Here is a 23,617-nt window from a genome sequence, read left to right as displayed (position 1 = left end):
AATTGTAACTTACAACTTATAACATACAACCTGCAACTTTAGTATGCCCGTGCAAACAGCACTCTCTGCGTCGACGGTTTCCCCGTCAAAATACATTTACCTTCTTCCTGCTTATTATTCAAAGGAATACAACGGATAGTAGCCTTGGTTTCGTCTTTTATTTTTTGTTCGGTTTCTGATGTACCATCCCAATGTGCAGACAGGAAGCCTGGTTTTTCGTCTAATAAACGTTTAAAATCTTCGTATGTATCAACCTCGGTGGTGTTTTCTGTACGGAAGTCAGCGGCTTTTTGGTAGATGTTGGTTTGAATTTCTTCCAACAACTTTTCTATATGCTCAGCCAGTCCTTCCTGGTTAACAGTTTCCTTGGTTTTGGTATCACGACGGGCCAATTCAACTGTTCCGTTTTGCATATCGCGACTGCCTATAGCAACGCGTACCGGTACACCTTTCAATTCGTACTCAGCAAATTTAGCACCCGGGCGATGGGTATCGCGCTTATCAAACTTAACTGATATATCCTTAGTTTTCAATGCTTTAGACAGTTCATTTACATAAGCAGTTATGTTCTCCAGTTCTTCATCATGCTTGTATATCGGCACAACAACAACTTGTATAGGCGCCAGTTTTGGTGGCAATACCAGGCCGGCATCGTCAGAATGAGCCATGATCAACGCGCCTATCAAACGGGTTGAAACACCCCATGAAGTTGCCCAAACATAATCTTGTTTATTTTCTTTAGTAGTAAATTTAACATCAAACGCCTTGGCAAAGTTCTGCCCTAAAAAGTGCGAGGTACCTGCCTGTAACGCTTTACCATCCTGCATTAAAGCTTCAATGCAGTAGGTATCCAGGGCGCCTGCAAAACGCTCGTTAGCAGTTTTGCGGCCTTGTACTACCGGTAATGCCATGAAGTTCTCCGCAAAGTCAGCATACACGGCTAACATTTGTTCGGTCTCGGCTACGGCTTCTTCGGCTGTTGCGTGGGCAGTGTGCCCCTCCTGCCATAAAAACTCGCTGGTGCGTAAAAACAATCGGGTACGCATTTCCCAGCGCATTACGTTGGCCCATTGGTTAACCAATATCGGCAGGTCGCGATATGATTGGATCCAGCCGCGGTAGGTGTTCCAGATAATGGTTTCAGACGTTGGGCGGATGATTAATTCTTCTTCCAGCTTGGCATCTTCATCAACAATGATATTACCGTTACCATCGTTTTTTAAACGGTAATGGGTAACCACAGCGCACTCTTTGGCAAAGCCCTCAACGTGGCTGGCTTCTTTAGAGAAGAAAGATTTGGGGATAAGCAGCGGGAAATAAGCATTGCTGTGCCCGGTGTCTTTAAACATTTTGTCTAACACGGCCTGCATTTTCTCCCAGATAGAATAACCATAGGGTTTAATGATCATACAACCCCTAACCGGCGAATACTCAGCCATATCGGCTTTTATAACCAGGTCATTATACCATTGCGAATAATCTTCATCTTTACTAATAACGCCTTTACTCATTGTTTTATAGAATAGCTTTTAACTGTTTAATTGCTTATTTTTGTGGTCAAATTTATAAATTTATACGTTATTAACGTCAAATTAAACCATCGCCGTAAATAATAGTCTAAACTTCAAAACCAAGCCTAAAAATGAAAAGGAACCTGTTTACGGGAATATTTTTGATCAGTGCCATCGCATTGAGTTCCTGCTCAACCATGGACAAGCTGTCCAAATCAGAAGACATGGGTGACGATGTTTATTTCACCAAAGCAAAAGCCGGCGACCAATTTGATTACGTCGCCCAATATAATCAACAGCAAGCCAGCAACGTACGTAATGATGACTATTACTATTATGGTGATTATGAATCGCGGATAAACCGTTTTGGCTATTACTCGCCATTTGCTTACCAGGATGATTATTATAGCTACGTACCTTATAGTTATTACACTCCGGCAGTATCAGCTTATGATTACGGCTATAATCCATACTACGATTTTGGCACCTACGTTGCATTTGATTTTGGCTTTGGCTATTACGGCGGATATGACAATTATGGTTATGGCAATGCCTATTCAAGCTACATATACGGCGGGGGCAGCAGGCATCACGGCAGAGGATATTCCGGTTGGGGTAATGGAGGCGGTGGTACAGGTTTAGCATTTACTCCGGCTAACGCTGCCTATCCGTTAAGCAGATATATTGCAAATAATCCGGGCTCAAACTCCGGCACTACTACCGGCCCAAGATTCGTCAGGGCAAACGGCGCACCGGCAGGCGGTGGCTTATATTCGGGCAGCAGGCCAGGTGGTACCAATGCCGTTTACCCGGGTCGCCCCGGCACAAACGCGGTAACACCGGTTGGTTCGACATCAAACAATACAGCTAACACACCTTATGTACGCCCGGCAAGCGAAAATCCAAGGCCGGTTGTACAACAACCAAATATTGAACGTGCGGCACCTGTTCAGTCATCTCCGCCCCCAAGTAATTCAGGCAGTTCAAACAGCGGAAGCAGTAGCAGCAGCGGCGGCGGCGGCAGACCAGTAAGGCCATAATCTATATACCTATGAAACCTAAACATATACTATTTGTAATTGCCTTGTTGGCAGTTAGCAAGAGCAGCTTTGCCCAATACGCAAAGGATGCCATACGTTTTTCGACCGGCCAACCAGGCTCAACATCGCGCATAAAAGCAATTGGCAATGCCAATACTGCTATAGGTGGCGACCTGACCTCGATCAGCGGTAACCCTGCCGGCCTGGGCTATTTTACCCGGTCGGAAGCAAGTTTAACGCCCGAGTTTGACAGCCATACCAGTAACGCGGGTTATTTGGGCCAATCGGCTACAGCTACCAAGGGAAATCCAAACATGAATAACGCCGGCTTCGTATTTTATAGCAGGTTAAACACCCCCAGCGGGAACGAAAAAACTAAGGGTTGGGTAAGCCTGAATGTGGGTATTAATTATAATCGCACAAATAATTTTGACGAGCGTGTTAACTACGGCGGCAAAAACAGCAATAACTCCATCAATGATTATTACGCTAACCTGGCAAATGCCGAGGGTACAGACCAGGGCACGTTACAAAGCTGGGCGTATGACCAGAAACTAATCAGCGCATTTGCATCAGGGACTGGTTTTAAGTATGCAAGTAACTCCTATCTTGGTGTACAGCAAACCGGCTATATCAACAGAACCGGCGGGCAAAGCGGCTCTGATATATCTGTAGGCGCAAATTACAGCAATAAATTATACCTGGGATTTGGCCTTGGCATTGCAAGCCTGCGCTATAATTCAACCAAAACGTTTAATGAAACAGGCACGGCAAGTATAACTGAAGGCGCGTTGCCTGCAGACCGTGGCTTTAATTCAACCTATTCGCAATACCAAACAACCAAGGGCGAAGGTTTTAATATGAAATTTGGTGTTATATATAAGGTGGTTGAAGCTGTACGCTTGGGTGCGGTTATTACCACCCCTACTTTTTTAACTATCGACGATTCATTTAGCGAGGGACTGACAAATAGGTTAAGCAATGGCAGCAGCTATGCAAATGGCCCTATTGAATACCCCTTAACTTATACCATGCGTACACCATTTAAAGCGGCAGGCGGCGTGTCCGTATTTATGGGGCAATATGGCTTTATAACCGGTGATGTTGAATATGTTGACTATAGCGGCACACGTCTAAACAATAATGATTATTATACTAACTCTTACGATAACGACATTATTAAAACTACTTACAAATCAGCCGTTAATATACGTGCCGGCGCCGAAGTAAAGTTAGGCCCTGTTGCTTTGCGCGGAGGCTACGGAATACAACCCAGCCCATTAAAAACCGGCGGTACAGATACAAAAACTACTACAGCCGGGCTTGGTTACCGCCTGGGCAGCTATTATGTTGACGCGGCTTATATGCATATTACGGGGTCAAGAACAGAATTACCTTATAATCTTAATTTACCAAGTAACCCTGTTGCCAGCATTAATCAAACCAACAACAATTTCTTTTTAACTTTTGGGTTTAGATATTAATCGGCCCCACCCAAACCCTCCCCGGTAGGGAGGGCTTTAAATTTCCTCTAAATTTCCCCCTTCCGAGGGAGATTTAGAGGAGGCTATTAGTCCTCGTTAACAAACGACCGCAACATCCACGTATTCTTTTCTTTAAATTGCATAAACCGGTTTATCATATCGTTGGTACCATCGTCGCCGGCATCACTGGTTATAGTTAACAGCTCGCGTTCCATTTCAATAAGCTTAGCCATATCGTCAATGATAGCTTTTACCATGGCAGTGTCTTTCAAACCAATGGTATCAATTTCTTTTAGGGTTGATGTTTTGATATAGTCGTCGAAAGTGCTGTAAGGCGGTTTGCCTAAGGTTAGTATCCTTTCGGCAAGCTCATCAATAGTTAACAATGCCTGGGTATATAGTTCTTCAAATTTTATGTGTAAGGTAAAAAAGCTTTTGCCTTTAACGTTCCAATGGCATCCCCTTAATTTTTGATAGTGGATGTGGTAATTGGCCAACAGATCATTTAAATGATCGACCACCGGTTTTACTTTACCTTCTTTAAGGCTTATTTCTTTTGCGTTCATGGTAATTATTGTTGTGAGTGATTAATAAGCATTCAAATGCTTTTTGTTGAGTAAATTTACCACTCCTTTTGATAATAATAGCATATTTGTATCCTTTATGACTATGTTATTACCTTCCATCAATCAACAGTTTTCCGGGGTGATCTGGCGAATGGAAATTGATAGTTTAAGCAATACTATTTTCCTTGAAATAAGAACTGCGGATAAGCAGGTTTCTTTCTCGTCGTTAAGCCTTACCACCGGGCTAACCAACTTTACCAACTATACTACGCCCGAAAGATGGTTAACCGGCATGGAAACAGCCTATGACGGTATGTTGTTGTTGCATAATTATCAATCAGAAAACACACCTACGCATAAAGGGATTACTGCTATTAATTCCAATGGTGAGGTTAGTTGGAGCAATTATACTTACGCGTTCGATCATATTTCTGTTAATGGCCCTGTATTGTTCAATATCCAGCTACAACCTAAAAAATTATTTTTGGTTGATGTTAAGACCGGGGCGATGCTTCGGCAATTTGAGCAAACCATTGATACCGAGGTTGAAAATTTTATTATCGCTCCACAAATCACGACTCTTGATCAGCCGCACTGGCCGTTGCCTGCCACGCCTTACGGAAACATTATACATTACGTTGATCACAATAATTTCAGAATAGTATCTTTGCACACTTTAAAAGCAGGGCAGCTGCAGCAACATCTGTATATAATGGAAGGAGCCAACCTTGTTTATGAAGATTTATTAAGTGCCGATATACAAAAAATGCAACCCGAGTCGTTTATCCTGTATAAAAACTCGCTAATTTATATAAAAAACAAATCAGAGTTAAAGGTTTTAAACCTATAAATTACTGAATAAGAATTTATTATGAAATTAAAAACTTTATTGTTACTAACATCCCTCCTAACCGCTTCTTCCTCCCTTCTTGCCAAAAACAGACTAATAGATTCCGTAGGGGTTGAAAATCTGGATGGAAAAAAAGTGATATTACACAAACTGGACCCAAAAGATAACTACTATTCTATAGGCCGCCGTTACGATGTTAAACCCGGCGATATCATCAAGTTTAATAACAACGCGCCTTTAAAAATAGGCGGCATTATTAAAGTACCTACTGACAGGTCATTTGTAGAAACAACAAAACCAAATGTTGGGAAAAAACAAGTCCAGGTAATTCTTACCCCTCCTCCACCGGCTGTTGCAACACAACAACAACCTGTCACACCAACGCAATCTGCAGCAAATACAAGCGGTGCTACACAAACTTATAAAGTATCGGCCGGCGAAACGCTTTATGCTATAGCCAAACGCTTTAATTCGACTGTTGAAGATATTACTAAACTAAACAACTTAACATCAACAACCGTTAGCCCCGGCCAGGTATTGCAGGTAAAATCAGGCACTGCTGATGTACCTGCTCCTGTTGTAACACCCCCGGTTGTTGCTACGCGAGATTCAACTAATCCACCTACTAATGGTATTGATAGCGCCGAGCGTAAATTAAACGCTAACCGTTATGGCTTGTTCGAGAAAAACGAGAAAGGCGTTGCCACCTGGATCGATGATACCAGCCTGGACCCGGCAAAAAAACTGGTATTGCACCGCACCGCGCCAATAGGCACGGTAATAAAAATCACTAACCCAATGAGCAATCGTACAACTTTTGCAAAAGTTGTTGGCCGCTTTAGCGACAACGAAACCACAAAAGATGTAATTTTGATCATGACTAAAAATGTAGCCGAATCAATAGGCGCTTTAGATAAACGGATCCATGTAACCATTAGCTACGGTACGCCTCCTAATGAATAGATCTTATATTATTGGTATTGCCGGCGGAAGCGGCTCGGGTAAAACGTTTTTTTTAAATCGTTTCTTAGATCATTTTTCGGCTGATGAGGTGTGCCTGGTATCGCAGGATGATTATTATTTCCCCGTGGCACATAACATGACACCTGAGGAAAACAAGCATTATAACTTCGATCTCCCCTCTACCATCGATAACGAACAGTTTGAAAATGATATTTATAAGCTGATAGACGGCCAGGTTATCTATAAAAAGGAATACACATTTAACAACCCCAACATAGAGCCTAAAATGCTGGAGATTAAACCGGCACCTATTTTAATTGTCGAGGGGCTGTTTATATTCCATTTTAAGGCGATAGACGAGCTTTTGGATATGCGCATATTCTTAGAGGCTGACGGGGAAACGGCCTTACAGCGGCGCTTAAAACGCGATCTAAACGAACGTGGGTACTCGCATGATGATGTAATGTATAAATGGGAACAACATGTTGTTCCGGCTTACAATGAATTTTTGCTTCCTTATAAAGATGGCTGCCACAAGATCATCATCAACAACACCAATACTGCCGAAAATATTCAGGCTATCACTGATGAGATCTCGACAGAGTTGAGAGAAAAGATACTTAGTTAAAATCCATCTCCGGGATCTCGCCCTCAATAATCAGCTTACCCCCTGTCGCACTCTTTATTTCTTCCACACTTACACCTGGTGCGCGTTCTAATAATTTAAAGCCGCCGCCGGGCAATACATCCAGCACAGCCAGTTCGGTTACTATCTTTTTAACGCAGTTGATGCCGGTTAGCGGTAAGGTACATTGCGGCAGCAGCTTTGATTCGCCTGCTTTGTTTACGTGCTGCATGGCTACGATGATGTTCTCTGCCGATGCTACCAGGTCCATTGCGCCGCCCATCCCCTTTACCATTTTACCGGGGATCTTCCAGTTGGCGATATCGCCGTTCTCTGACACCTCCATAGCACCCAATATAGTAAGGTTAACTTTACGTGCCCTTATCATCCCAAAACTCATAGCCGAATCAAATATCGCCGAGCCCGGCAACATGGTAATGGTTTGCTTACCCGCGTTTATCACGTCAGCATCTTCCTCACCCTCAAACGGGAAAGGCCCCATACCTAATAAGCCGTTCTCTGATTGCAATACCACGTCAATATGCGCCGGAATATAATTAGCCACCAGCGTAGGTATACCTATACCTAAGTTTACGTAATAACCGTCTTTTATTTCCTTGGCGATTCGTTTCGCAATTCCTGTTTTGTCAAGCATAATGAAGTTCTTTTTTGTCATCCTTCACTATCGCTCAGGATGACAACGTTATTGTTTACTGCGTACCGTGCGTTGCTCTATTCTCTTTTCATAGTTTGTGCCCTGAAATATCCTATGCACGTAAATCCCCGGTGTATGGATATGATCCGGATCAAGTTCGCCGGGTTCTATCAGCTCTTCAACTTCGGCAATGGTTACTTTACCGGCCATTGCCATAACTGGGTTAAAGTTACGGGCGGTCGACCGGTAAACCAGGTTACCCATACTATCGCCCTTCCAGGCTTTTACTATCGCAAAGTCGGCATCAAATGCCATTTCCATCAGGTAGTCTTTACCGTTAAAGTTTCGTATTTCTTTCCCAATGGCTACTTCCGTGCCTATGCCGGCGGGCGTAAATATGGCAGGCATACCGTAGCCGGCTGCCATGCAGCGGGTGGCTAACGTGCCTTGTGGTATCAGCTCAACTTCAAGTTCGCCGCTTAGCAGCTGGCGCTCAAACTCGGCGTTCTCGCCAACATACGATGAGATCATTTTTTTAACCTGGCGCTGTTTCAGCATCAGGCCTATGCCAAAATCATCTACCCCGGCATTATTTGATATGCAGGTAAGGTTATTTACACCTTTTTTAACCAGCGCGGCTATGCAGTTTTCGGGCAGGCCGCAAAGGCCAAAACCGCCCACCAGCAGGATTGCGCCGTCGGCTATGTCGCGGATAGCTTCATCCGCGTTATTAAAAACTTTGTTCATTACTTATAATTGGTATCGGTAAAAATAACAAATCCATTGGCACAGAAAAACAATTATAAAGCCTGTGCATTACTATTATACAACAACCAATAAAACAAGATTATGTTAGACAATAATGAAGAAACAAAACCGGTGACAGAAGGCCAGCCAATGGGCGGCCAGAACTTTGGATCAAATAATGTTACGCCGGCCGGCGATGATAAAAACAATCCATCGCAAAATGCCGGGTACAGCAACCAATACTTCCGCCGCACGCAACCTGCCGAGGAGCATACAGAGAGTAATAATTTTAAGCCGGTGGATCAGGAAGGCAAGCCCGATTACGAAAAAGCACAAAGCGGGAAATCAGACGACGATGAAAAGGAAACGGAGCCTACCCATACTTATGAAGAAGGCACAGCGGATAATGATGGACAAAGTAATGCCGAGCCTAACGGGCCCGCGCCTAATGACCCGCCGATCACCCAAAGGTAGGCGAATAAAATTTCGAAGGCTTACGAAGTTTGAAGCTTCGTAAGTCTATTTATTACTTCAAATATACATACGTAATACCATCTCCGCCCCTGTCCATATGCTCATCTTCCATACGGTCTACCTGGTCGTACTTTTTAAGATACTGGCGGATCATTTTACGCAAGATTCCGTCGCCTTTACCATGCAGGATCTTCAGGTTGCCAAAGCCCATCATCAAGGCACGGTCAAACAAGCGCTCTATAGCACCTAACGCATCCTCGGTACGCATTCCGCGTACATCTATCTCAGGGCTAAAGCTTGCAATGTCGCCGGTATGGCTGTTCATGCTGCGCCGCACTTCCTTAGGCACAACAGATTTTGCCACCTTTTGCACCCGTTTACGTTTAGCCACGGTACGCAAATCGCCAATGGCTATGATCACGTTATCTTTTATCAGCTCTATCACCTGCCCGGTGGTTTCAGAGTCGGCTAATTTAACCCAATCGCCTACCTTAATTTCTTCGTCAGTTGCGGCTGCTTTTGCCACCACAGGTTTAGCCGTATTCTTTTGCAGTTCGCGATTCAAATTTTCGCGTAGGTCCTTTGTTTTTTCCTTATCGGCGTTACTGCTTTTAATTTCGGCAATGGTGTTTTCCACCAGCTTATTGGCATTAAGGATAATGTTTTTAGCTTCATCCTTAGCTTCGCGGATCAGCACTTTTTTATTTTCTTCGAGATAGCTTTTCAGCTGCTCATTTTCGGTTAACAAAGCATTCACCTGGCGTTGCTGTTTCTCCAGTTTTACGCGGGTATCCAATATCTCTTTCTTCTCGCGCTCTAATCCAACTAACAGCGTATCCACGTTTTTTTGCCCGGCGCTAATCTTGTTTTTGGCGAGGTTCAACACGTTTTGCGGCAGGCCTATTTTCTGGGCGATCTCAAACGCGTACGAGCTGCCCGGCTTACCAACTTCCAGCATGTAAAGCGGCTTCATTTCCACGTTATTAAACAACATCGACGCGTTTTCTATCCCTTCGGTATTGCCCGCAAATATTTTAAGGTTACTGTAGTGGGTGGTCACCATCCCCTTAACCTTTTTATGGTTCAGTGATTCCAATACCGCTTCGGCTATCGGTCCGCCAAATTGCGGGTCGGTACCGGTACCAAATTCGTCTATCAGTATTAATGATTTGGCATTGGCATTCTCCACAAAATTTTTCATTTTGGATAGATGCGCGCTATAGGTACTTAAATCGCTCTCGATAGATTGGTCATCGCCTATATCAACAAAAAACTGTTTAAACACCCCCACCACGCTTGCCTCATCTGCCGGGATCAATAAACCGGCCTGCACCATCAGCTGAAGCAAACCAACCGTTTTCATACATACCGACTTACCGCCTGCGTTAGGGCCCGATACCACAACAACCCTTGTACGGTCATCTATCTGCAGGTTAAGCGGCACTACAGTTTTATGCTCTTTCTTAAAATTGAGGAACAGCAGCGGATGCCGGGCGTTTACCAGCTTTAACCTTGCTTCGTTTACCACCTGCGGCAATTCGCCTTCAATATCAATGGCAAACAGCGCCTTGGCACGCACAAAATCCAGTTTGGTAAGTAAGCTATGATATGATAATAAAAGTGGCACATACGGCCTTAATTCGTCTGTTAAGGCGGTTAGTATTTTAATGATCTCGCGGCGGCGTTCAAACTCAAGGTCGCGGATCTTGTTATTCAGCGTAAAAACTTCCTCAGGCTCCATGTAAACGGTTTGACCCGATGCAGACTCATCATGAATAAAGCCTTTTAGCTTACGCTTATTTTCGGCCAGTAAGGGGATACATAAGCGCCCGTCGCGAACGGTTAATGAGCCGTCTGCAGTCCAGCCGTTACCTGATGCGCTTTTAAAGACCTGGTCTATTTTTCTCCGGGCCTCTTGTTCGGCCTTAGCTATGCCTGTCGAAATATCGGCCAGCTCGCGCGATGCGTTTGGTTTTATCTTACCCTTTGCATCAATCACCTGTTCTATCTTCCGGATTATGGCCTTTTCGATAGGTAAATGCTCAAACAAGGCTTCCAGATTTGGATACTGGCCCTCGCGCTCATTAAAATAAGCTATAACCGCAAAAACCGTATTTAACGACGCTAAAACCTGGTAAAACTCTTCCTCGGTTAAAAATGCGCCTTCAAGCCGGGCCTTGTTGGCCAGCGCCTTAATATCAAAAAAATGCTGAATAGGCAAGGCGGCATCGTTTTGCAGGATGTTTTTAAACTCGTGCGCCTGGCTTAAAAACTTGCTGATGTTATCGTAATTACTCATTACCTGGATCTTCTCAACCATTTGCTGACCCATAACACTCAGGCAGTGCGCTTTTATTAATTCCTTTACCTCGGTAAATCCCAGCTTATCAATAGTATTCTCAGGGTAAAGCATTTATACTAACTTTTTATTGTGTTTAGGCTTAATTGCTTTTGATCTTTTGATAGAATCCAGCTTAAATTTTCTCGTATTCTCCTTCATTATTTTCTGCTCATGGTCTTTTATCATTTTCAGCAGGGAGTCTTGCCTGGCTTTTTCCTTTTTTTCATTTATCGTCTGCAGTTGTTTTGAAGCTTTTGCCTGATCTTTGACAACCCGTTGCTGGTCTTTCAAAATTATCATAGCTAACGAATCGTTTTTAGCCTGCAACTTTTTATTTACGTCGTCATAAATTTTCAGCATTGTTTCGGGCTGCGTGGCGTAATATTTCATACTCCTTTTAAATTGTGCCGAATCCGTCTGATGTTGTTTAAATACCAACAGGTATCTGCCGGTACCAACTTTATACAGGCTATCGACATTGGGTTGCATAGACAGGCTACCGTCAACTATATGAACATCTACCAAAAGGTTCACCATTTCATCGCGGTCTATAACACCCGAAGCATCGCCGCCGCCTTTACAGGCATATAAAAATAGCAAAGCTGAAAAAAACAAGGAGATATGTTTACGCATTCTGTAATTTAGCGGTTTAATTGAAGTCAAAATTACGGATAAATGAGCATTGCAGATAATATCAAAAGCTTAAAAAACGAAACTATACTTAAAAAAGTATCATTAATAGCAGTATCAAAAACAAAACCGGTTGCCGATATACAGGAAGCCTACGATGCCGGCCAGCGTTTGTTTGGCGAAAACACTGTACAGGAAATGGTAGAGAAGCATGAACAGTTGCCTAAAGACATTGAATGGCACCAGATTGGGCACCTGCAAAGCAACAAGGTAAAATACATTGCCCCTTTTATCAGCATGATCCAGTCGGTTGATAGCCTAAAGCTATTGCAGGAAATAAACAAACAAGCCGAAAAGAATAAGCGTGTAATTGATTGCCTGCTGCAAATTTATATTGCCGACGAAGAAACCAAGTTTGGCCTGGGCTTTGACGAAGCGATAGAATTATTGCGAAGCGATGAGTTTACCACGTTAAAAAACATTCGCATCCGCGGCTTAATGGGGATTGCTACCAATACCGATAAAGAGAAGCAATTGAAGGACGAGTTCCAGGAATTGAAAACGTTTTTTGATGGTATTAAACAAAGTTTTTTTAGGAAGGAAGAAAGCTTTGATGTAATATCGATGGGTATGTCGTCAGACTATGAAATAGCTATTGAGCAAGGCAGCAATATGATCCGCGTAGGCAGCACTATTTTTGGCGACAGGGTTATTAAGCATTGGAACAATAATTAGGCAATTTCAGATTTAATTATTTCCAACCTAAACAAATAACCTAATGACTAATGACACAATGACGAATATTAATTTAAGAGTAGCCGTAAAAGAAGATTGCATCCGCCTGTTAGAACTGGTTAATGAGCTGGCCCTGTATGAAAAGGCCCCGCAGGAAGTAACCGTAACCATAGAAGAATTTGAAGCCGCCGGATTTGGTGACAAACCGGTATGGAAAGCTTATGTTGCCGAGGCTGGCGGTTTGGTGGTTGGATTTGCGCTGTACTATGTCCGCTTCTCTACCTGGAAAGGTTGCCGTATGTATTTGGAAGATTTTATTGTTACCGAGCCCATGCGCGGCCGCGGAATTGGTAAATTATTATTCGACCAGCTTATAATAGAAGCCAAAGAATTAGGTTTTAGTGGTATGGTATGGCAGGTATTGGACTGGAACGAACCGGCATTAAACTTTTATGCTAAATACAATGCAGCTATCGAGGCTGGCTGGTTAAATGCTTCATTATCCCGCGAACAGTTATTAAATTATTAAGTATGAAGATTGGATATCTGTTGTTTTTAGGGGGAATATTAGGGTTAAGCTCGTGCCAATGGGGTGAACACAATAACGTAAAGGCCGATATTACAACAGATACGTTAACCTATACTTATAAAGCGATTAAAGAACGTGCGGCAGATTGCGAGAATAAGCCGGATAGCGGTTGTACAGTAGTGAAAATTAACTACCCCATATTTGAAGGGCAGGCAAATTTAAACGATACTGTTGGTGCTACGCTGATAAACCTATTTGGCGCTGACGAACCGGGAATTGAACTGAAGGAATATGTGGAGCATTTCCTATCGGCTTACACTGCATTTAAAAAACGGGATAAAAGATCGGTAATGTTTTTTACGCTGGCCAGCCGCGCCAAAATATTAAGACAGGACTCGAGTTTAACTACATTAGAAATAAGCGGGTACAAATTTCAGGGCGGTGCGCATGGCAGTTCGATCACTACGTTTATTAACTGGAATACCAAAGCTCAAAAAAGCATAGGCCTGGGCGAGATTTTTGCCGATAATTACAAGGTGAAATTGACCGCGATTGCTGATACTATTTTTAGAAAACAGGAAAAGCTAACCGATACCGCTTCGCTGGCGGACGATTATTTTTTTAAAGACAGTAAATTCGCGCTTAACAACAATTTCGTTATCACCCCATTAGGCTTAAAATTCCTGTACAATCAATACGAAATAAAACCTTATGCTGCCGGGCAAACAGAGTTGTTTATCCCCTACGCTAAGATCAAAACATTACTCAAACCTAATACGGTCATCACTCAATATCTTAAATAAATGCTTGTTTTTAAATTCGGAGGTGCATCGGTTAAGGATGCGGAAGGTATCATCAACCTAATTAAGGTGGTTGAAAAATATAAAAGTGAGCAGTTACTTATAGTGGTATCGGCAATGGGTAAAACTACCAACGCTTTAGAGAAATTGACCAAAGCCTACGTAGACCAAACCGATGATATGCAGGATATTTACGAAGGCATTAAACAATATCATTACGATATATTAGCCGGGCTATTTGACAGCAACGACGCTGTGTTTGATGAGGTTGCGAATACTTTTGTGGAGATAGACTGGATGATAGAGGATGAACCGCATGATGATTTTGATTTTATATATGACCAGATCGTATCGGTCGGCGAATTGGTATCTACCCGCATAATTGCCGCTTATTTAAACAAAGCCGGCCTTAAAAGCCAATGGCTGGATGTGCGGGGCTATATCCATACCGACAACACTTACCGCGAAGGCGTAGTACAATGGGACAAAACCCGCGGCAGCATAACGCTAAGCCTGCCTTCGCAATTAGCACGCAGTATTGTGGTTACCCAGGGCTTTCTCGGCGGAACGTCTGAGAATTTCACAACAACGCTGGGCCGTGAAGGATCTGATTATACGGCTTCGATATTCGCGGCTTGTTTGGGTGCCGAATCTGTCACTACCTGGAAAGATGTGCCCGGTATTTTAAACGCCGACCCTAAACTGTTTGCTGATACCGTAAAATTTGATGAGCTAAACTATACTGAAGCTATTGAAATGACCTATTACGGCGCTACGGTTATTCACCCTAAAACTATAAAGCCACTGCAAAACGCTAAGATACCCTTGCTGGTAAAACCATTTAATGATCCTGCCGCATCCGGTACCGTAATTAAAGAAAATGCTGCTAACGTATTTTCAAAGCCGGTTATCATTATTAAGCAGAACCAGGTATTGCTTTCTATATCAACTAAAGATTACTCGTTTATATCCGAAGATCACCTGAGCGATATCCTGGGCAGATTTGCCAAAAGCCGGGTTAAAGTAAACGTTATGCAAACATCGGCCCTGAGTTTTAGCGTTTGCTTTGATTATAAAGAGGAGTATTTTAATGGGTTATTAGAGAATCTAAATTCGGTTTATAAAGCCAGGTATAACAGCGGCTTAACTTTAATAACCGTGAGGCATTATACAGGTAACGCGGTAAGGGATTTAACAGAAGGAAAAACTATTTTTCTGGAGCAGAGTAGCCGTAATACAGCACAAGTGGTTTTGAAATAATTATAATTTGTACATTGCATTAAACAAACAAACCATGAAAAAGCATTTTTTATTACTCGCCATTATACTTTTGGGTATTAAAGCATTCGCACAAGAAGCATTGCCTGCCAGTGATGTTGTACTGAAACAAGCATACGCTCAGGCAAAAAAAGAAAATAAAAAGGTATTGCTAATGTTCCATGCCTCTTGGTGCGGCTGGTGCAAAAAAATGGATGCCAGTATTAGTGACCCGACCTGTAAAAAGCTATTTGATGATAACTACGTAATAGCACATTTAGATGTATTGGAGCAACCAGCCAAAGCTAATTTGGAAAACCCTGGCTCGTTGGATGTATTAAAAACGTATAAGGGCGAAAAAAGCGGCCTTCCATTTTGGGTAATATTAGATGCCAAATGCAAATTATTAGCTGATAGCCAGATACGCCCGGCAGGCGCTTCATTAGATACGCCCGGCGAAAGCGTAGGCTGTCCTGCTCAGGAAAACGAAGTGGCTTATTTTGCCAAAGTTTTAAAAGCAACCTCGAATTTGAATGATGAGCAACTGGAAGTTATAAGCAAACGTTTTGCCATGAACAAAATCGTGCCGGTAGCAAAGCCTGCCCCCGTAAAGCCTGCATCAAAATAATTTGGTTTATAATACCTGCTTAATGCTCCTAAAAGGCTTATCGTAGTCTGTGCTGCTGTATAGGGTTAGTATGCTATCCTTTAAAACCATATAATCGCCTTGCTGGCTAACCACCATTTTCTTGATGCCTTTTGATGTTACTTCCATAGGCGCAATAGCCGATACTACGTTACCTACAGCATCCAGCTCTAAAATGTACAGTTGGTTATCCTCTTGTTTGTCCTCGCAAATAATGGTAATAGTTTTAGTAGCATCATCTATAAATTTACCTATCAGGTGTTTGCCGGTCAGTTCTTTTGGATTCATGGCTAACAGCTCTTTTGCCTGTACCGCTGTAAAACCAATAAACTCAAAACTTAGCAGGTCATTGTCATTATCTTTTACGGTATCAGCCGGGTTAACTACGGCTTGATCATGATATGCAGCGGTAGCATATACAGAAATGCCACCTTTATTTTCGTAATTATTGCCGGGCAGTATGTAATCTACCTGTAGGTTTTTATAGTCGGAGCTATCACTTTTTATGTAACAGGCTATGTCTATCATTTCCTGTTTGCTTATACGGCTCTTTACCTGCACATCAAGTTTTACACCGTCCTTAATTTTGGTTGATTTTACTACCTGGAACGGAGTTTTGGGTTTTGAATGGCACGCGGTAAGCACTACTAAGCAAACGAAGAGTATTTTTTTCATATCCCTGCAAAAGTATGTATTATGCCTAAAATACCTGTAACCTAAATTTTAATAACGAAATGTAAAAGATCACTAAACAAAAATGCCCCTTATCCGGGGCATTTTATCTTATAAAATAGGTTTCCTTCGTTCAGGCTTGTGCATACTATCTTTACTTGATGTCTGGAAAGAACGTTGACCACCAGCATTGCTGATGCCTCTTTCTTTTAACTTTTCATTTTGATTGGTAAATGCCCGGTCGGCAGTTGTGCCGCCCTGTCCGTGGTTATTGTTTTTAATGTCCTGCGTTTTCATAATAATAGTTTTTTAGTTCCATTAATTACAGCAACAACTGTACCGATATTGTAGCTACGCAGTTACCAGGTTATGTTTCTTTTCTACCCATACCGAACCTATTACGTAACTTTTTTTCCAGCATTCATTACATCTGTAGCGCTTTAAAGGGATCCAAAAAAGAAATAGCTTAGCTAAAACGCCCCTGGGTACCCTGGTATCCAGTACACCCGATTCACATTTTTTACATTTTTTTCTTTCCTTAAAAATTGCCATAACGTTAGGGATATTATGTTAATAATTAAGAACCTTATACGTTAATTATAAAGCAACTGTTTCTTAAAAATGCAATATTTAGATAAAAAATAATTACTTAAAAATTAACCCCCACTTAACGAGCGGGATATATTGCACACAGTGTACAAAAACTGGACAAATTTAATACAGGGCAATTAAATATTTGAGATAGCTTCTTCAATAGTGACCTGCTCGTCAAGCTGCATTTTTTTGCGGAGACGCTGTTTTGCTTTTTTGATACCTTCTATAGTTATCCCAAGCATGTTTGCCATCTCTTTATTATTGCATTGTAATTTAACCAGGGTTAACAACCTTATATCCGTTTCTGAAAGATGTAAGAAAGCTTTTTTTATTTCAAAAAAAAAGTTGGGATAAACTTTTAAGAATATCCTTTTAAACTCGGCGCAGCTATCATCAGTCATGATATGTGCCTGCATTAATTCCTCAAGGTGCTTCACAACTACATCATCAGCATTTTTATTTTTAAGTTGATCTATTTGTTGTTTAAAGCTTTCTATCAGCACGTTATTTTTCCGCAGATTTTCTGTATAGGCATTTAATTTCATTTCGGTAAATTTCAACTCCTCATCTACCCTGCGTTTTTCGGATAACAAGATCTGTTTATCCTTTTTTATTTTCAATACTTGCCTGTTGTATAACCATATGGCAATTACCATAACCAAAAAAACCACAATAAAAAACGTATTACGTTGTTCATCTTTGGTATTTGCCTGCATTTTTAGCCTACGTTCTTCGGCCTGTTGCTTACTGATCAGGTACCGCATTTTAACCACCTCGACGGCGGCAATGTTATTTTGAGCCACTAAACTATCGTTAGCTAATTGGTACTTTTTTTTAATATCGAGCGCTTTGGCGGCTAAGCCCATTTGATCATAATACTGTGCTTTAAGGTCTAGGATGTCAACCCTTAAATTTAAAACAGGCACCGGGCTGTTACGTATCAATGTTTCGGCAATGGCCAGTTGCTTTAACCCCATTTCGATCTTATTATTTGCCAGGTTTATTTTTGCCAATCTTAACAATGCGATGGTAGCATTAATTTTTTCACCATATTTTAATGACTGGTTATAATCTGCTCGTATATAAGGTAACGCTTTGTCATAATCACCCTGCAAAAAGTATATCGACCCAATATTACCTTTTACTATACCCATCCATGCGGTATCCCTGCTATGCAGGGCAATGTTAAACGCGTTATTAAAATTATTAAGCGCTTGCTGATATTGATTGGAGTTTCTATAAATCAGCCCTATCGTAGTTATAATACTAACCTTCTCGCGGGCGGTACCTATATTATATTTTAACGCTTCCTGTAATTGGATCATAGCGTTATGATAGTCGCCCAGGTGATAATAAAAGTCGGCAACCTGGGCATAGTAACTGCTCATGTTAGGCACATTCTTAAATCCAACCTTCTTAAACTCTTCCTGCGCTTTTAAAAAATACTGGCACGCAGTAGTGTTATGTTTGAAATTAGAATAAAACATACCCTCATGATGCAGATAAATTGCGGTTTGTAAAGGTAAGTTATGCTCGTTAGCGAAGGTTATTGCTTTTTGGTAGTAACTTATGCTTAAGTTATTAAACAGTTTATTTACGGCATAATAATCTGCCTTAAGGTCAAACACAACACTCTCCAATACCTTATCGTCGTACCCGCGGGCAATTGTGGTAAGCTGATCCAGATAGTTCATAGCCTGTGCCTCTGCTATACGTCTGTAGTGTTTTTTGTAGAAACCTGTGGCAGCATCAGCACGGTTTTCCTTTCTAACCTGTTTAAGTGTATCAAACGGATTTTTGACTATAGCAGCCCCGTCTGCACGTAAAATGCAGGTGGATGTGAAAAGAAACATCAATACCCCAACAACATAGCTATTGGCTTTGGTAATCAACAGTTTCATAGGGGTGTGTAATTATTACTTAAAACTAAAGTAATAATTAATATTTAATTATGTTAAGTTTTGTTGAGCAGTAAAAATAGTTGCACCTGTAAAATGCCCTCATTTTTCATTCTTCAACAGAAATTTGCTGATTATGGGATTATAAAGGTAATTTTGCGTTTTAATAATTAATACGATACAATGGCAGGGTTTGATAAGTTAAAACTGAATAAACAATTAATAAGGTCGGTAACCGAACTGGGGTATGATACGCCAAAAGAAGTTCAGCAAAAAACCCTGACCCGGATAACCGGCGGACAAGATATTATTGCCATTGCTCCCGAAGGTTTTGGAAAAACCACTACTTATGTTTTAGGTACCCTTAACCGCTTTAATTACGCGCCCGAAGGCGTACCTAAGGTATTAATACTGGTACCCGAAAAAGAAGATGTACTGGCGGTAATAGAATTATTTGACCGCCTTAATAAAAATACCGCTATAGCTATTGTTGGCCTTTACGTTACACCGGGTACCGAAGCGCAAATGGACGCCCTGGCCGATGGTGCCGATATTGTAGTGGCTACGCCCGACCGCGCACGTGCCATTTACCTGAAACTGGCCCTTAACTTAAATAAAGTTGATTTATTTATTGTTGATGATGCCGACCGCATGCTAAAAAAAGGGATGCAGCTGCCTATTACCGAGTTGGCAAACAGTATTGGCAAATGCCAGCATTTGGTATTTACAGATGTAATGCATAGCAAATTGGAAAAAGTGTTAGCCCCGTTTATGCAACTTGCGGCAACAATTGAAGTGGAAGCGTTGGAGGAAACGCCATTAGCGGTACATCAGCAATTATTATATAACGTACCTAATTTTGCCACCAAGCTAAACCTGCTTAACCTGTTTATGTATGATGAGGAGGTTTTTACCAAAGCCGCCATATTTGTAAACAACCAGGCAACAGCCGAAAAAGTATTTCAAAGCCTTAACCGCCGGATGAATGATGCAATTGGTTATTTAAACCCGCCATTTTTTGATGTAAAAGGTTTTAAAACGACAGCCGAATTTAAAGCTGAGGCTGAAGCAAGGGCATTAATAATAGTTGACGCACCCGAAGAAACACCGGACCTTTCGGGTATCCCCTTCCTGGTGCATTTTGATTTGCCAGAAGAGAAAGAAACCTATATTAATCGCGTTACCAATACTACCGGCGACGATGAAACCATCGCTCTTACGTTTGCTACCGACTTAGATTTGAGCGAGATTAAAAAAATTGAGCAGGCCACCGGTAAAAGAATGCAGCCTGCTGCCCTACCCGATGATTTGGTTATTGTAAACGACGCTAAACCCAAACCGACTAAACAGTCGATAAAATCAACCGAGCCGGAAGTAGGCGCGGCGTTCCACGAAAAGAAGGCATCCAACAATAAAAACTACAATTTTAGCTCGGGCCAAAAAGCTAAAATGAACATGAAGAAAAAGCACGGGTAGAGGAACTATAATTGATTTAATAAATATTATTTTTGTGTATGCAAACCCGACCGCTTAAAGAATTTCGGAAAGAATTAGGCATAACTATTAAAGTAAAGAAACTAAACATTCCTAATGCCAACACTATAGCCGCAATGGAAGAGTTGAAGGCTGGCTATGGTAAAAAATTTAATACTGTAGACGAGCTCTTTAATATTATCTAATATACTACTTCACCTCTCCCCTCGTAACCCCATTCTCTCCAAAAGCATCTACCGCGAACCAATATTTTTGATCTTTGTTTAAACTGCGGATGGTTAGTTCGGTATCGTTATAAACCTGGTACACCCTATTTAGATTGTTCTTTTGCACACCGAACCTAATGTTGTATCCTGTGGCATTAAGCGCTTTTTTCCAGCGTAGTTTTACGTTGCGGGTATCCACGGCGTCCCTTACTATTTCAACGGAGTTTACTTTAGCAGGTTTTAGAATAACACCTGTTCCAAACACCCGGAAACCCGAAACGGCAAACGTGCCGCCCGGTACGCGGTAATTGGTTACTTTTAGGTAACGCGCCTTAACAGGAATCTTAAATACGTGGTATTGATGGGTTAGATCCTCTTCATTAGTAGTTTTGTCAACCAGTGTTTCCCAATTCTTTTTATCGGCAGAATATTGCAACAAATATTGCTGCGCCATTATACCGTCGCGGCCATAAAGTTGGGTATTGTTTTCGGCAAAGTTTAGCTGGACCGCTTTTATAGTGGATACTGACCCTAAATCGACACTCAACCACTCCCCTTTGTCGCCTGTTTTGGCGCTCCAGTAATCGCGGATCTCTTCGTTAACGGAAAGTTCCGGTGGGTTGGCTTCAAGGCTTGATGAGGCTTCGACCTTTTTATTGTACGATAACATCATCCAACCGGGGTAAAGCTCACTGATATCTTTAATTTTATTATCGGGCATTACCATCGGGTAATCGGCAAATTCAGTATGGGCAACCATGTTATCGTTTTTGTCAAACGTTACCGGCACTAACCCCAATCTGCGTTCAAACCTGTGTTTTACCGAGATCACCATAGTTACCACCCGCCAGTAATTGCCATATTTATCGGTAAATGTGGCGGCATGGCCGGCACCTGTAATAAAGCCCTCTGGCTTAGCCGAAAACGGGCTGCTTTGCGCGTAAGTAAATGGCCCAAGCGGATTATTAGAAACAAAATAACCATCGGCATAGCTCTTATACTGCGTACCAGGCGCCGAATATTGGTAATAATATTTACCATTATGCTTGGTTACCCAAGGCGCTTCTGTCCATGGCGCGTCTGTTTGGGTATTGTAGTCGCCCGGCCTTTCCCAGCCACGTGTTGCAGGGTCGCCTTTTAAAACATTTACGGGTTTACCAATTGGGTTAAGCTTATTGTTTGGATCTAATTCTACCGCTTGTAAATAGCCGTTGTTGGTACAACCAAAATACATATAAACTTTTCCATCGGTGTCCTGAAAAAAATCAGGGTCGCCAATTGATAGCGGGAACGTTTTGGTGTACTCCTCCCATTTACCACTCATCGGATCATCCGATTTATAAATGATATGACTGTTTAAGGGCATATAATACATAGACCCGTTGATGACAGCAGCTGCCGGGGCATCCTTTTCAAACGGCAAATCTTTAGTAGTTACAAAGGTCCATTTAAGCAGATCTTTAGAATACCAATAACCGCCAGAAGCTGTCGCGAACAGGTAATAGTTGTCTTTATATAAAACAATCACCGGGTCGGCAGCTGTACGGCGCGACGGTTTATCAAGCGTAAACCGATAGCTTATATTCATCGGGTTACAAAATGTTTGCTGGCTCTTTACTTCTGTTGGCACTAAAAATACACAGCCTAACAAACAGGCTATAAAAGCCCGGAAAAAATAACGGTTAAGATTCATATGCTCTATTAATTCTTTTTATTAATGCTCAGACTGTCCCGGGATTTCAGGAATACCCGGATCATCAAGGATCTGTACCGCGGTTCCATCGCCTACAGTTTTCCAATCGTGCAGTACCCAAACCACTTTCTTGTCCTTTGTAACTTCTATCATCTGCGGGCCTTTACCGCTTTGTCCGCGCGAGGTGAATATCGTATTACCGTTTGCCAGCCTGGTACAGCTTTGCGGGGCAGATGTAAACTGGTATTCGGCAGGCAGATCCGTTTTGCAATTAAACTCCCATACGGTTTCTTTCTTAGCGTTAACTTCACGGGTTAGCCAATCTTTTTCATCGGTTATCAATGTGTTACCATTCTTTAACCTTATTGCCGCCCACGGTTGCGGAATCTCATAGCTCCAGATCTCTTTAAAATCCTTATCAAATTCAACTACCTTACCCATGCTCATGTAAGAAATAAGGTAAGTTCCCTGCGCGGTAACGCGGGCGCGCCTGAATTGTCCGTGAATACCGCGGGCATCAGTCTCTTTTTTAAACGGTAATTCTTGTTCTACTTCAACTTTGCCTGTCTTGAAATTAACAACATACAATTTGGGTGGCAGGCCATTAACTACAAACATCACTTTATCCAAACCAATAGGCTGGCAGGCATGTACTTCAGTATGATCCATCCCTTGTGGTACTTTAAAGTCCATTTTCCAAAGCACTTTTTTATCCGGCGAGATTACCGCGATATATTTCATCCGGCTAAACAGAATATTACCGTTCGACATCATCCACACATCATCAAACTCAGGTCCTTTACCTGTATTGTAGGTCCAGATAACTTTGCCGTCTTTAATTAAGAACATCCTGTTGCAGTTTTCACCAACATATAACATCGGATGCTGCGCCAGGCCGTTTCCGGGTAGGTTTGCCGGTGTTACTTCTGTCGAACCGATCAACGGGGCCAACTCTTCTTCTGGTGCCATGGCGGGCACGTTAGCTGCAGTAAACAGGTTAAGCACATCCATGCATGGGGTCGCACTTTTAGCTGTGGCTTTGGTTTTACCTTTCTTCTGCGCGAAGGTTACGCTTGAGAAAACGGTTAATATCACGATGATTAAGAGACTTTTTTTCATGACGGTTTAATTGGTAATGTCGCGGAGAAACCGCATACGGAAGCAATTATAAACATATTTGTCCTGATGCAAAAAGATGAGTAGTGGC

At 42.0% G+C, this 23,617-nt stretch carries 24 protein-coding genes; 13 read left to right on the top strand and 11 right to left on the bottom strand.

Translation table 11 applies throughout. From position 1 onward, the window contains the following. Positions 1–38 precede the first annotated feature (38 nt). Complete coding sequence (proS, locus tag ABIB50_RS03155) at positions 39–1,511, bottom strand: proline--tRNA ligase (RefSeq protein ID WP_429377192.1); 1,473 nt, start codon at positions 1,509–1,511, stop codon at positions 39–41. Between the two features lie 131 nt (positions 1,512–1,642). On the opposite strand from proS, the gene ABIB50_RS03150 reads away from it, so the two are divergent. Together ABIB50_RS03150 and ABIB50_RS03145 are read left to right on the top strand one after the other, a co-directional pair. Continuing rightward, on the top strand, positions 1,643–2,551 hold the full coding sequence (locus tag ABIB50_RS03150) for a hypothetical protein (protein ID WP_429377191.1): 909 nt from the start codon (positions 1,643–1,645) through the stop codon (positions 2,549–2,551). An 11-nt stretch (positions 2,552–2,562) separates the two neighbouring features. Further along, entirely contained in the window at positions 2,563–4,035 is a 1,473-nt protein-coding gene (locus tag ABIB50_RS03145; RefSeq protein WP_429377190.1) for a hypothetical protein, read from the top strand. Positions 4,036–4,121: 86 nt separating this feature from the next. On the opposite strand, the gene ABIB50_RS03140 is transcribed toward ABIB50_RS03145, so the two are convergent. Next, a complete protein-coding gene (locus ABIB50_RS03140) occupies positions 4,122–4,601 on the bottom strand; it encodes a Dps family protein (RefSeq protein WP_429377189.1) in 480 nt (159 codons plus the stop codon). 97 nt (positions 4,602–4,698) lie between these two features. On the opposite strand from ABIB50_RS03140, the gene ABIB50_RS03135 reads away from it, so the two are divergent. From ABIB50_RS03135 to ABIB50_RS03125, 3 genes are read left to right on the top strand one after another with little or no spacing between them, the layout of a single operon-like run. Then, entirely contained in the window at positions 4,699–5,451 is a 753-nt protein-coding gene (locus tag ABIB50_RS03135) for a DUF4905 domain-containing protein (protein WP_429377187.1), read from the top strand. 21 nt (positions 5,452–5,472) lie between these two features. Further along, on the top strand, positions 5,473–6,414 hold the full coding sequence (locus ABIB50_RS03130; RefSeq protein WP_429377185.1) for a LysM peptidoglycan-binding domain-containing protein: 942 nt from the start codon (positions 5,473–5,475) through the stop codon (positions 6,412–6,414). Beyond that, positions 6,407–7,042 carry a uridine kinase family protein gene (locus ABIB50_RS03125; RefSeq protein WP_429377183.1) on the top strand — a complete coding sequence of 212 codons (636 nt, stop codon included), beginning with the start codon at positions 6,407–6,409 and terminating at the stop codon, positions 7,040–7,042. Before ABIB50_RS03130 ends, ABIB50_RS03125 begins: the two co-directional genes overlap by 8 nt. Here the strand turns inward: ABIB50_RS03125 and ABIB50_RS03120 are convergent. After that, the gene (locus ABIB50_RS03120; protein ID WP_429377181.1) at positions 7,035–7,694 is read right to left on the bottom strand and encodes a 3-oxoacid CoA-transferase subunit B; all 660 of its coding nucleotides are present in this window, start codon (positions 7,692–7,694) and stop codon (positions 7,035–7,037) included. The two genes, ABIB50_RS03125 and ABIB50_RS03120, sit on opposite strands and share 8 nt — an antisense overlap. A gap of 48 nt (positions 7,695–7,742) precedes the next feature. After that, a complete protein-coding gene (locus ABIB50_RS03115) occupies positions 7,743–8,441 on the bottom strand; it encodes a CoA transferase subunit A (RefSeq protein ID WP_429377179.1) in 699 nt (232 codons plus the stop codon). Positions 8,442–8,543: 102 nt separating this feature from the next. Between ABIB50_RS03115 and ABIB50_RS03110 the strand changes: the two genes are divergently transcribed. Next, complete coding sequence (locus tag ABIB50_RS03110; RefSeq protein WP_429377177.1) at positions 8,544–8,915, top strand: hypothetical protein; 372 nt, start codon at positions 8,544–8,546, stop codon at positions 8,913–8,915. A gap of 52 nt (positions 8,916–8,967) precedes the next feature. Here ABIB50_RS03110 and ABIB50_RS03105 read toward each other — a convergent pair whose 3' ends face one another. Next, complete coding sequence (locus ABIB50_RS03105; RefSeq protein WP_429377175.1) at positions 8,968–11,328, bottom strand: endonuclease MutS2; 2,361 nt, start codon at positions 11,326–11,328, stop codon at positions 8,968–8,970. Beyond that, positions 11,329–11,889 (bottom strand): DUF4296 domain-containing protein, encoded by a 561-nt coding sequence (locus ABIB50_RS03100; RefSeq protein WP_429377173.1) that lies wholly within the window; start codon positions 11,887–11,889, stop codon positions 11,329–11,331. It abuts the gene before it with no gap. 42 nt (positions 11,890–11,931) lie between these two features. Between ABIB50_RS03100 and ABIB50_RS03095 the strand changes: the two genes are divergently transcribed. The 5 genes from ABIB50_RS03095 to ABIB50_RS03075 are packed head-to-tail and all read left to right on the top strand — an operon-like array spanning position 11,932 to position 15,835. Then, a complete protein-coding gene (locus ABIB50_RS03095) occupies positions 11,932–12,621 on the top strand; it encodes a YggS family pyridoxal phosphate-dependent enzyme (protein ID WP_429377171.1) in 690 nt (229 codons plus the stop codon). A 43-nt stretch (positions 12,622–12,664) separates the two neighbouring features. Next, positions 12,665–13,150 (top strand): N-acetyltransferase family protein, encoded by a 486-nt coding sequence (locus ABIB50_RS03090; protein ID WP_429377170.1) that lies wholly within the window; start codon positions 12,665–12,667, stop codon positions 13,148–13,150. A 2-nt stretch (positions 13,151–13,152) separates the two neighbouring features. Next, on the top strand, positions 13,153–13,953 hold the full coding sequence (locus ABIB50_RS03085) for a DUF3298 domain-containing protein (protein ID WP_429377168.1): 801 nt from the start codon (positions 13,153–13,155) through the stop codon (positions 13,951–13,953). Continuing rightward, entirely contained in the window at positions 13,954–15,210 is a 1,257-nt protein-coding gene (locus ABIB50_RS03080) for an aspartate kinase (RefSeq protein WP_429377167.1), read from the top strand. Positions 15,211–15,244: 34 nt separating this feature from the next. Next, positions 15,245–15,835: a thioredoxin family protein gene (locus ABIB50_RS03075; RefSeq protein ID WP_429377165.1), complete on the top strand. Its 591-nt coding sequence runs from the start codon at positions 15,245–15,247 to the stop codon at positions 15,833–15,835. A 6-nt stretch (positions 15,836–15,841) separates the two neighbouring features. On the opposite strand, the gene ABIB50_RS03070 is transcribed toward ABIB50_RS03075, so the two are convergent. The 3 genes from ABIB50_RS03070 to ABIB50_RS03060 form a co-directional block, all read right to left on the bottom strand. Next, positions 15,842–16,528, bottom strand: a complete 687-nt coding sequence (locus ABIB50_RS03070) for a hypothetical protein (protein ID WP_429377164.1) — start codon at positions 16,526–16,528, stop codon at positions 15,842–15,844. A 108-nt stretch (positions 16,529–16,636) separates the two neighbouring features. Continuing rightward, positions 16,637–16,822 carry a hypothetical protein gene (locus ABIB50_RS03065; RefSeq protein WP_429377162.1) on the bottom strand — a complete coding sequence of 62 codons (186 nt, stop codon included), beginning with the start codon at positions 16,820–16,822 and terminating at the stop codon, positions 16,637–16,639. Positions 16,823–17,253: 431 nt separating this feature from the next. After that, positions 17,254–19,020 (bottom strand): hypothetical protein, encoded by a 1,767-nt coding sequence (locus ABIB50_RS03060; protein ID WP_429377160.1) that lies wholly within the window; start codon positions 19,018–19,020, stop codon positions 17,254–17,256. A 180-nt stretch (positions 19,021–19,200) separates the two neighbouring features. Between ABIB50_RS03060 and ABIB50_RS03055 the strand changes: the two genes are divergently transcribed. Next, positions 19,201–20,493: a DEAD/DEAH box helicase gene (locus tag ABIB50_RS03055; RefSeq protein ID WP_429377159.1), complete on the top strand. Its 1,293-nt coding sequence runs from the start codon at positions 19,201–19,203 to the stop codon at positions 20,491–20,493. A 38-nt stretch (positions 20,494–20,531) separates the two neighbouring features. Continuing rightward, the gene (locus tag ABIB50_RS03050) at positions 20,532–20,696 is read left to right on the top strand and encodes a hypothetical protein (RefSeq protein WP_429377157.1); all 165 of its coding nucleotides are present in this window, start codon (positions 20,532–20,534) and stop codon (positions 20,694–20,696) included. Positions 20,697–20,700: 4 nt separating this feature from the next. On the opposite strand, the gene ABIB50_RS03045 is transcribed toward ABIB50_RS03050, so the two are convergent. Both ABIB50_RS03045 and ABIB50_RS03040 read right to left on the bottom strand, forming a co-directional pair. After that, positions 20,701–22,410 (bottom strand): family 43 glycosylhydrolase, encoded by a 1,710-nt coding sequence (locus ABIB50_RS03045; RefSeq protein WP_429377155.1) that lies wholly within the window; start codon positions 22,408–22,410, stop codon positions 20,701–20,703. Between the two features lie 21 nt (positions 22,411–22,431). Then, positions 22,432–23,529, bottom strand: a complete 1,098-nt coding sequence (locus ABIB50_RS03040; RefSeq protein WP_429377154.1) for a hypothetical protein — start codon at positions 23,527–23,529, stop codon at positions 22,432–22,434. Positions 23,530–23,617: the final 88 nt, after the last annotated feature.

It is taken from the genome of Mucilaginibacter sp. UYCu711, assembly GCF_050433825.1.
In the GTDB taxonomy this organism is placed as follows: Bacteria; Bacteroidota; Bacteroidia; order Sphingobacteriales; family Sphingobacteriaceae; genus Mucilaginibacter.
This window is presented reverse-complemented; position numbering and strand designations above follow the sequence as displayed.

Excerpts from the sequence above, each read along its gene's own strand:
- ABIB50_RS03050 (WP_429377157.1), top strand. The coding sequence starts at position 20,532 with ATGCAAACCCGACCGCTTAAAGAATTTCGGAAAGAATTAGGCATAACT.
- ABIB50_RS03085 (WP_429377168.1), top strand. The coding sequence starts at position 13,153 with ATGAAGATTGGATATCTGTTGTTTTTAGGGGGAATATTAGGGTTAAGC.
- ABIB50_RS03070 (WP_429377164.1), bottom strand. The coding sequence starts at position 16,528 with ATGAAAAAAATACTCTTCGTTTGCTTAGTAGTGCTTACCGCGTGCCAT.
- ABIB50_RS03100 (WP_429377173.1), bottom strand. The coding sequence starts at position 11,889 with ATGCGTAAACATATCTCCTTGTTTTTTTCAGCTTTGCTATTTTTATAT.
- ABIB50_RS03080 (WP_429377167.1), top strand. The coding sequence starts at position 13,954 with ATGCTTGTTTTTAAATTCGGAGGTGCATCGGTTAAGGATGCGGAAGGT.
- ABIB50_RS03090 (WP_429377170.1), top strand. The coding sequence starts at position 12,665 with ATGACTAATGACACAATGACGAATATTAATTTAAGAGTAGCCGTAAAA.
- ABIB50_RS03130 (WP_429377185.1), top strand. The coding sequence starts at position 5,473 with ATGAAATTAAAAACTTTATTGTTACTAACATCCCTCCTAACCGCTTCT.
- ABIB50_RS03150 (WP_429377191.1), top strand. The coding sequence starts at position 1,643 with ATGAAAAGGAACCTGTTTACGGGAATATTTTTGATCAGTGCCATCGCA.
- ABIB50_RS03065 (WP_429377162.1), bottom strand. The coding sequence starts at position 16,822 with ATGAAAACGCAGGACATTAAAAACAATAACCACGGACAGGGCGGCACA.
- ABIB50_RS03095 (WP_429377171.1), top strand. The coding sequence starts at position 11,932 with ATGAGCATTGCAGATAATATCAAAAGCTTAAAAAACGAAACTATACTT.
- proS (WP_429377192.1), bottom strand. The coding sequence starts at position 1,511 with ATGAGTAAAGGCGTTATTAGTAAAGATGAAGATTATTCGCAATGGTAT.
- ABIB50_RS03040 (WP_429377154.1), bottom strand. The coding sequence starts at position 23,529 with ATGAAAAAAAGTCTCTTAATCATCGTGATATTAACCGTTTTCTCAAGC.
- ABIB50_RS03075 (WP_429377165.1), top strand. The coding sequence starts at position 15,245 with ATGAAAAAGCATTTTTTATTACTCGCCATTATACTTTTGGGTATTAAA.
- ABIB50_RS03060 (WP_429377160.1), bottom strand. The coding sequence starts at position 19,020 with ATGAAACTGTTGATTACCAAAGCCAATAGCTATGTTGTTGGGGTATTG.
- ABIB50_RS03045 (WP_429377155.1), bottom strand. The coding sequence starts at position 22,410 with ATGAATCTTAACCGTTATTTTTTCCGGGCTTTTATAGCCTGTTTGTTA.
- ABIB50_RS03145 (WP_429377190.1), top strand. The coding sequence starts at position 2,563 with ATGAAACCTAAACATATACTATTTGTAATTGCCTTGTTGGCAGTTAGC.
- ABIB50_RS03105 (WP_429377175.1), bottom strand. The coding sequence starts at position 11,328 with ATGCTTTACCCTGAGAATACTATTGATAAGCTGGGATTTACCGAGGTA.
- ABIB50_RS03135 (WP_429377187.1), top strand. The coding sequence starts at position 4,699 with ATGACTATGTTATTACCTTCCATCAATCAACAGTTTTCCGGGGTGATC.
- ABIB50_RS03055 (WP_429377159.1), top strand. The coding sequence starts at position 19,201 with ATGGCAGGGTTTGATAAGTTAAAACTGAATAAACAATTAATAAGGTCG.
- ABIB50_RS03125 (WP_429377183.1), top strand. The coding sequence starts at position 6,407 with ATGAATAGATCTTATATTATTGGTATTGCCGGCGGAAGCGGCTCGGGT.
- ABIB50_RS03140 (WP_429377189.1), bottom strand. The coding sequence starts at position 4,601 with ATGAACGCAAAAGAAATAAGCCTTAAAGAAGGTAAAGTAAAACCGGTG.
- ABIB50_RS03110 (WP_429377177.1), top strand. The coding sequence starts at position 8,544 with ATGTTAGACAATAATGAAGAAACAAAACCGGTGACAGAAGGCCAGCCA.
- ABIB50_RS03115 (WP_429377179.1), bottom strand. The coding sequence starts at position 8,441 with ATGAACAAAGTTTTTAATAACGCGGATGAAGCTATCCGCGACATAGCC.
- ABIB50_RS03120 (WP_429377181.1), bottom strand. The coding sequence starts at position 7,694 with ATGCTTGACAAAACAGGAATTGCGAAACGAATCGCCAAGGAAATAAAA.